The following is an 8,217-nucleotide window of genomic DNA, read 5'->3' on the forward strand; positions in this document are numbered from 1 at the left end:
GAAGTGCAGATACTCCTCGCAGCCTGGACCGGCGCCTGCCCCACCTGTCACCGCAACATCCCCGACCCCGCACCAACCTGACCAAGCACTACTAGGGCCTGTCCGGCGGATCCGGTCGGCACGCGGGGGTCTGGCACGCCCATCTGCGGCGTTGTCGTCAATCGCCGACCCTCCGCGTCGACTCAATCCTCCGCCTTGCAGCTGGACGCACCAGACCCCCGCTCACCAGCACCGAAAGAGGCACCCTGGACCGAGGCCAACCAGATCCGCCGGACAGGCGCTAGTCCTGCTTCTCTCCGCTCGCGAAGCGCGAGATCACCAGCGCGACGATGATGATCGCCCCGTTCAGGAACTGGTTCCACAGCGCCGGGACCCCGCCCAGGGTCATGACGTTGACCACCAGTTGCAGCGTCAGCACACCCGTGAGCGCGCCGAACAGCGTGCCCCGGCCGCCCTTCAGACTGATCCCGCCGATCACCGCCGCCGCGAACACCTGGAAGATCCAGCCGTTGCCCTGGGTCGCGGCCACCGAACCGTAGTGGCCGGTGTAGAGGATCCCCGCGAACGCGGCGAGCAGGCCACCGATCGCCAGGACCGCCCAGGTGATCCGGTCCACCCGGATCCCGGCGGCCCGCGCCGCCTCCGGGTTGCCCCCGATCGCGTACAGCGCCCGCCCGTGGCGCAGCCAGGCGAGCGCGGCGCCGCCGACGGCGAAGAGCGTCAGACAGATCCAGACGGCGGCCGGGGCGCCCAGCCAGTCGGTCCTGCCGAGGTAACGGAAGGACTCCGGCACCTCGGTGATCGACTTGCCCTCGGTGATGCCGACGTGGAGGCCGCGCAGCATCGTCAGCATGCCCAGGGTGGCGATGAACCCGTTGACGTTCAGCTTGAGCATCAGGAAGCCGTTGACCGTACCGATCGCCACACCCACCAGGAGGCAGAGCGGGATCGCCGTCCAGGCGGGCAGCAGGCCGAGCCCGGCGAACCGGCCGCCCTGCGACGGCAGCACCAGCCACATCGCGATCACCGGCGCGATGCCGATCGTGGACTCCAGGGAGAGGTCCATCCGGCCGCAGATGAGGATCAGCGCCTGGCCGAGCACGAGCAGGCTCAGCTCGGAGGACTGCTGGATCACGCTGATCAGGTTGTCCGAGGTGAGGAAGACCGGCGAGACGACGAAGCCGATCACCATCAGCACCAGGATCACCGGGACCAGCGAGAAGTCGCTCCAGCGCACATGCGCGAGCCGCCGCCGCGCGCCCGCGCCCGTCAGCTCGGCCGGCGCCTTGGTCACCGTCTCGGTCATGGCCGCTCCCCCACACCTTCCATGGCGGCGACCAGTTCCCGGTCGGTCCACCCGCTGTCGTATTCGGCGACGACCCGCCCGTGGAACAGTGCGAGCACCCGGTCGCACACGCGCAGATCGTCCAGTTCGTCGGAGACGATCACGGCGGCGTTCCCCTCGTCGGCGACCCGCCGCACCACCGCGAGCAGCGCCTCCTTGGACTTGACGTCGACCCCGGCCGTGGGGCGCACCGCGACCAGCGCCACCGGTCTCCTGGCCAGGGCCCGCGCCACCACGACCTTCTGCTGGTTGCCGCCGGAGAGCCCGGACACCGGCTGCCTGGGCCCCCGGGTCTTGATGTCGAGCGAGGCGATCATCGACCGGGCGAACTCCCTCGTACGGGAGGGCAGTACGGTCCCCCACGGCCCGAGCCGGCCGGTGACCGTGAGCGTGGCGTTCTCCGCGACCGAGCGCTGGGGCACCAGACCCTGGCGGTGCCGGTCCTCGGGGATGTAGCCGATGCCCGCGTCGAGCGCGTGCGGCACGCTGCCCGGCTTCACCGCCCGGCCGCGCACCGCGATCCGCCCCGCGCTCGCCCGGCGCATCCCGGCCAGGGTCTCGCCGAGCGCGGTGTTCCCGCTGGCCGCGGCCCCCGCGAGGCCCAGCACCTCGCCGGGGCGTACGGTGAGGTCGACCGGCTCGAACTCGCCGTCCAGGGCGAGCCCTTCGGTCGTCAGTACCGGGTCCGCGTCCTCGCGCACCGCACGGGCGCCCGCGTGCCAGGAGGCTCCGCGGCCCGCCTCACCGGTCATCGCGGCCACCAGGTCGTCCTTGGCCAGCTCGGCCACCGGCGCGGTCAGCACATGGCGGGCGTCGCGGTAGACGGTGACGGCGGTGCACAGCTCGTACACCTCCTGGAGGTGGTGCGAGATGAAGAGGAACGCCACCCCCTGGGCCTGGAGCTCGCGCAGCTTGGTGAACAGGCGCTCGATGCCGCGCGCGTCCAGCTGGGCGGTCGGCTCGTCCAGGACGATCAGCCGGGCGCCGAAGGAGAGGGCGCGGGCGATCTCCACGAACTGGCGCTGCTCGACGGTCAGTTCACGTGCCCTTACGTCCGGGTCGACGTTCACCCCGTACCCGGCGAGCAGGTCCGCCGCGCGCCGGCGCAGCCGTCCCCAGCGGATCGGGCCGCCCTCGAACCGGTTCAGGAAGAGGTTCTCGGCGACGGTGAGGTCCGGGACGACCATGGACCGCTGGTAGACGCACGCCACCTTGGACTGCCAGGCCGCCCTGTCCCCGAAGGCGGGCGCGGGCGACCCGCCGAACGCCACCGTGCCGGCGTCCTGGCGGTGCAGTCCGGTGACCACGCCGACCAGCGTGGACTTGCCCGCGCCGTTGCGGCCGACGAGCGCGTGGGACTCGCCGGGCCGCACGGTCAGCGCGACCGAGTCGAGCGCCAGGGTCGGCCCGAAGCGCTTGACGATCCCCCGGGCGTCCAGGGCGGGCTCGGCGCTCACGGTCAGCCCTTCTTCTGGAGCTGGTTGGCCCACAGCGCCGGGTCACCGGCGTTGGCCCGGGTCACCAGGGGCGCCGGGAGCTGGTCCTCGTACCCGCCGGGGATCTTGACGATGGTGGAGCCGTGGTCGGTCGGGCCCTCCTTGAAGGTCTTTCCGTCCAGGGCCGCCTTGGCGTAGTACAGCGCGTACTTGGCGTAGAGGTCGGCGGGCTGGGAGACGGTGGCGTCGATCTTCCCGGCCTTGATGGCGTCGATTTCCTCGGGGATGCCGTCGTTGGAGACGATGGTGATGTGGCCGGGGGCGCCCGGCGGCTTCAGGAGGTGCTTCTGCTCCAGGAGGGCGAGGGTGGGCTGGAGGAAGACGCCGCCCGCCTGCATATAGATGCCGTTCAGGTCGGGGTGGGCGGCGAGCGTCGACTGGAGCTTGGCGGAGGCGACGTCGCCCTTCCAGTCGGTGGCCAGCTCGAAGACCTGGATGCCGGGGTAGGCCTTGGCCATGCAGGCCTTGAACGCCTGGGACCGGTCGCGGCCGTTGATGGAGGACAGATCGCCCTGGAACTCGGCGACCTTGCCCTTCCCCTTCAGCTGTTCGCCGAGGAACGTGCAGGCCTTCTCGCCGTACGCCTTGTTGTCGGCCCGTACGACCATGTAGACGTCGCCCTTGTCGGGGCGGGTGTCGACGCTGACGACCGGGATCTTCTTGCTGTGGAGGGTCTCCAGGGTCGAGGCGACCGCGCCGGTGTCCTGCGGGGCCATGATCACGGCCTTGGCGCCCCGGTCCATGAAGGCGGTGACGTTGGCGACGAGCTTGCCGATGTCGTTCTGCGAGTTGGTGAGCGGCAGCGCGGAGACCTCGCCCGCCTTCGTGCCCTTCTGTATGTACTGCTGGTAGGAGTTCCAGAAGTCGCTGTCGCTGCGCGGCAGGTCGATGCCGACCTTCTTGTCCCCGGTGCCGCCGCCGGAGTCGCGGTTGCAGCCCGCCAGTGCCCCGGCCGCAAGAAGTACACAGCAGGCGGCGGCAGTCGTCGTACGCACTCTCATGGTGGTGTCCTTCGCGGTTCGCGGCTCAGATGGTGGGGCGCGGGCGCAGACCCTGCATGCCGCCGTCGACGGCCAGGGCGGTACCGGTGACGCAGGACGCGGCCGGGCTCGCCAGATACGCGATGGCGGCGGCCACCTCGTCGGCGGTGACCAGCCGTCCCATGGGCTGGCGGGCCCGCAGCGCGGCCCGTTCGGCCTCCGGGTCGTCGGCCCCGGCGAGCAGCCGGGCGACCCACGGGGTGTCCGCCGTGCCCGGGTTGACGCAGTTCACCCGGATCCCCTCGGCCACATGGTCGGCGGCCATGGCGAGGGTGAGGGAGAGCACGGCGCCCTTGGCGGCGCTGTACAGGGCGCGCTGCGGCAGGCCCGCGGTGGCGGCGATCGAGCAGGTGTGGGTGATGGAGACGTGGCCGGGCCGCTCCCGGGCCGCGCGCCGCAGGTGCGGCAGCGCGTGGCGGGCGACGCGGACCATACCGAGGACGTTGACGTCGAGGACCCGGTGCCACTCGGCGTCGTCGTTGTCCTCGACGGTGCCGGTGGCGCCGGTCCCGGCGTTGGAGACGAGCGTGTGCAGGGCGCCGAACTCGCGCGCGGCCCGGGCCACCGCCTCCCGTACGCCCGCGTCGTCGGTGACGTCCGCCTCCAGGGCGAGGGTGCCGTGCGGGGCGCCCTTGACGTCCCGGTCGAGCACGGCGACGCGGGCTCCCCGGGCGGCGAGCAGCCCGGCGGTGGCCGCGCCGATCCCGGAAGCGCCGCCGGTGACAAGCGCGGCCATCCCGGTGAGGTCCCGGGGTGCGGCGTCGGGTGCGGTGAACTCCCGCGGGGTGCTCATGAGATGACCTCCTGGGCCGGGCGGCGGGCCCGCCATTGCGGTCCGTCCGGGTAGCGGTAGGCGGCGATCGACTCGGGGCGCATCCGGGCCGAGAAGCCCGGGGCGCGGGGTGCGCGGTAGCGGCCGCCCTCGATGACGGCCGGGTCGGTGAAGTGCTCGTGGAGGTGGTCGACGTACTCGATGACGCGGTCCTCGCGGGTGCCGGAGACGGCCACGTAGTCGAACATCGCCAGGTGCTGGACGAGTTCGCACAGGCCCACGCCGCCCGCGTGCGGACAGACGGGAACGCCGTACTTGGCGGCGAGCAGCAGGATCGCCAGGTTCTCGTTGACTCCGGAGACCCTGGCCGCGTCGATCTGTACGAAGTCGACCGCGCCGGCCTGGAGGAGCTGCTTGAACACGACCCGGTTGGCCACGTGTTCGCCGGTGGCCACCTTCACCGGCTGCCCGGCGCGTACGGCGGCGTGGCCGAGGATGTCGTCGGGGCTGGTCGGCTCCTCGATCCAGTGCGGGGCGTACGGGGCGAGCGCGGCCATCCAGCGCAGCGCGTCCGGCACGTCCCAGCGCTGGTTGGCGTCGACGGCGATGCGGATGCCGGGGCCGACCGCCGCACGCGCCAGCCGCAGCCGCCGTACGTCGTCGTCGAGGTCGGCGCCGACCTTCAGCTTGATCTGCGCGAAGCCGTCCGCGACGGCCTCCTTGGCGAGCCGGACCAGCTTGTCGTCGTCGTAGCCGAGCCAGCCGGGCGAGGTGGTGTAGGCGGGATAGCCCTCGGCGCGCAGCAGCCGGGCCCGCTCGGCGCGGCCCGGTTCGGCGGCGCGCAGCAGGGCGAGCGCCTCCTCGCGGGTCAGTACGTCGGTGAGGTAGCGGAAGTCCACGAGGGAGACCAGCTCCTCGGGGGTCATCGCGGCCAGGAACTCCCAGACGGGCACTCCGGCGGCGGTCGCGGCCAGGTCCCAGGCCGCGTTGACGACCGCGCCGGCCGCCATGTGCGTGACGCCCTTCTCCGGGCCGAGCCAGCGCAACTGCGAGTCATGGGTGAGGTCGTGGTGGAGGGCCGCGAGATCGGCGGCGCTGCTCGGCGCCGGGCGGCCCACCACGTACGGCCGCAGCGCCTCGATGGCGGCGGCGGTGACGTCGTTGCCCCGGCCGATGGTGAAGACGAAGCCGTGGCCCTCGGTCCGGGCCGGGCCGTCGGTGCGCAGCACCACATAGGCGGCCGAGTAGTCCGGGTCGGGGTTCATCGCGTCCGAGCCGTCGAGTTGCTCCGAGGTGGGGAAGCGGATGTCGTATACGTCGAACCCGGTGACACTCGGCCTCATGCATGCCCCCTGTGGCTGAGTCCTGGCTGAAGAACTCTTGCGACGAACTTCTGCTCGAACATCCGACCTCTCGCGGTCATCCGATGTATTGCGATGTATAGCGCCGGACAAGCGCCACAGTCCAGGGGCGGGACGAAAATTTTCCTCGCATAGCTCGGATGAATCACTAGAGAGACCGCGCTCTGCCCCGGCTGCCGGCCGTTCATGCGGGGATCACTCCGGCGTGGACGGTGCCGTGCACGGGGGCTGCGGCGGGGTAGTGCTGAAGCCGTAAGGTTGGGGCGTACGCATGAGAACTTCGGAGGGAGGCACTGGGTGATCGAGCTGGAGGGAGTTCCCGAGCTGGTCGACCCGGTCATGATCGCCGCGTTCGAGGGCTGGAACGACGCGGGCGACTCCGCCTCCTCAGCCGTCGCTCATCTGGAGCGCGAGTGGAAGGGCGAGGTCTTCGCCGCTCTCGACGCCGAGGACTACTACGACTTCCAGGTCAACCGGCCGACCGTGTTCCTTGAGGGCGGGGTCCGCAGGATCACCTGGCCCACCACCCGGCTCTCCGTCGTCCGGGTCGGTGGCGACAAGCCGCGCGATCTGGTCCTGGTGCGCGGGATCGAACCGTCGATGCGCTGGCGCTCGTTCTGCAACGAGATCCTCGGCTTCGCGCACGAGCTGGGCGTCGAGATGGTGGTGATCCTGGGCGCGCTGCTCGGAGACACCCCGCACACCCGCCCGGTCCCGGTCAGCGGGGTCACCTCCGACCCGGACCTGGCCCGCACGATGGACCTGGAGGAGACCCGGTACGAGGGCCCCACCGGCATCGTCGGCATCCTCCAGGAGGCATGCACCCACGCGGGCGTCCCGGCGGTCAGCCTCTGGGCGGCGGTGCCCCACTATGTGTCGCAGCCGCCGAACCCCAAGGCCACGCTCGCCCTGCTCAACCGCCTCGAAGACCTCATCGACCTGCGCATCCCGCTGGGCGAGCTGGCCGAGGACGCCCGGGCGTGGCAGCTCGGGGTGGACCAGCTGGCGGCCGAGGACAGCGAAGTGGCCGAGTACGTCCAGACGCTGGAGGAGGCGCGGGACACCGCGGACCTGCCCGAGGCGTCCGGCGAGGCGATCGCCCGCGAGTTCGAGCGGTATCTGCGGCGGCGCGACGGCGGGCCCGGACCGGGGCAGGCGCCCGGCGGGCACGCCACGGACGGGGGCGAGTCCACGTCGTATCTGCGCGACACCAGCAGTGGGCGGACGCGGCCGCCCAAGCCGACGCGCGAGGATCCGGACGAGCCGGGCGAGGGCTCGGAGTCGTCGGAGGACTAGCGAGCCGCTTGGTACTCGACCGCGGGTCGCCGGTGGCTGGTCGCACCCACGCGGCGGAGCCGCACGATGTCACAGCCCCGCGCCCCTTGAGGGCGCCGTGCCGCACCGGACTTCCCAGCGGGCCCGGGACGGGGCGTGGCATCGCTTCCCGGCCGAATTGCACACGTTGCCCAACTCCCCTTCATTCCAAACCCAATTGACCGACGGGGTGGACGAGTCGGCATCCCGGTAGCAGGGTGTGCCGGGCAGGGACGCGCGCGGGCCCGATCCGACAACGGCATCAGATGCGAGCGGGAGCGGCCATGACCGACCAGGTATTCCCGGGCCAGGGCCCCGGAACGGCGGGCCCCGGACCCGATGGAGCCGGATTCACCTACCAAGGCGCCGAGCCGGAGCTGATCGTCGTCGCCCGCCCGGATTCCGGAGCGGACACCACGGCGCTCACCATGTTCCTCGGCGACCAGCAGCTGGCGCTCGAACCGCTCTTCGGCCGGGGCGCGCCGCCCGGCCTGTCGCTCTTCCACCGTGTACGCGGCGGGGCGGACCGGGCCGAGGAGATCGCCGCCCGGCTGGCCGCGCTGCCCGGGGTCGAGACCGCCTATGTGAAGCCGGGCGCCGTCCCGGCCGACTACGCCGGTCCCGACGAAGAGGCGGTGCGGCGACTCAGGGAGGGCGCGCCCGTCACCCCCGACTTCACCGGCCGCCAGGGCTACTTGCGGGCCGCGCCGGAGGGCGTCGACGCGTACTGGGCCTGGCAGCGGGGCGGCGGCATGCACCAGGGCCGGCAGCCGCTCGTGCTCCCGAGCGCGGTCGAGGCGGCCTCGGTGACCAGCGGCATCGCCACCAGGTTCCGGGACGTGGTGGCGCCGCTGCCCGGCCGGACACCAGGACGAGCGCGGTCCAGGCC

General features: G+C 72.1%; 6 protein-coding genes and 1 pseudogene. 2 read left to right on the forward strand and 5 right to left on the reverse strand.

The features are described 5' to 3' along the window. Positions 1-280: 280 nt before the first annotated feature. From ACFWA7_RS38970 to ACFWA7_RS38990, 5 genes are read right to left on the reverse strand one after another with little or no spacing between them, the layout of a single operon-like run. Positions 281-1,306 (reverse strand): ABC transporter permease, encoded by a 1,026-nt coding sequence (locus tag ACFWA7_RS38970; protein WP_385546007.1) that lies wholly within the window; start codon positions 1,304-1,306, stop codon positions 281-283. Further along, positions 1,303-2,802: a sugar ABC transporter ATP-binding protein gene (locus ACFWA7_RS38975; protein ID WP_385546011.1), complete on the reverse strand. Its 1,500-nt coding sequence runs from the start codon at positions 2,800-2,802 to the stop codon at positions 1,303-1,305. Before ACFWA7_RS38975 ends, ACFWA7_RS38970 begins: the two co-directional genes overlap by 4 nt. Positions 2,803-2,804: 2 nt before the next feature. After that, positions 2,805-3,842 (reverse strand): sugar ABC transporter substrate-binding protein, encoded by a 1,038-nt coding sequence (locus tag ACFWA7_RS38980; protein ID WP_385546014.1) that lies wholly within the window; start codon positions 3,840-3,842, stop codon positions 2,805-2,807. A gap of 25 nt (positions 3,843-3,867) precedes the next feature. Beyond that, a complete protein-coding gene (locus tag ACFWA7_RS38985) occupies positions 3,868-4,674 on the reverse strand; it encodes an SDR family NAD(P)-dependent oxidoreductase (RefSeq protein WP_385546017.1) in 807 nt (268 codons plus the stop codon). Next, positions 4,671-5,996 (reverse strand): enolase C-terminal domain-like protein, encoded by a 1,326-nt coding sequence (locus tag ACFWA7_RS38990; RefSeq protein ID WP_385546020.1) that lies wholly within the window; start codon positions 5,994-5,996, stop codon positions 4,671-4,673. The genes ACFWA7_RS38985 and ACFWA7_RS38990 overlap by 4 nt, the downstream gene beginning before the upstream one ends. A gap of 315 nt (positions 5,997-6,311) precedes the next feature. Between ACFWA7_RS38990 and ACFWA7_RS38995 the strand changes: the two genes are divergently transcribed. Next, positions 6,312-7,310 carry a PAC2 family protein gene (locus ACFWA7_RS38995; protein ID WP_385546023.1) on the forward strand — a complete coding sequence of 333 codons (999 nt, stop codon included), beginning with the start codon at positions 6,312-6,314 and terminating at the stop codon, positions 7,308-7,310. Positions 7,311-7,612: 302 nt separating this feature from the next. Next, positions 7,613-8,217 (forward strand): annotated as a pseudogene (locus ACFWA7_RS39000) (serine protease); the annotation flags it as partial.

The organism is Streptomyces sp. NPDC059994 (genome assembly GCF_042737755.1).
GTDB lineage: Bacteria > Actinomycetota > Actinomycetes > Streptomycetales > Streptomycetaceae > Streptomyces.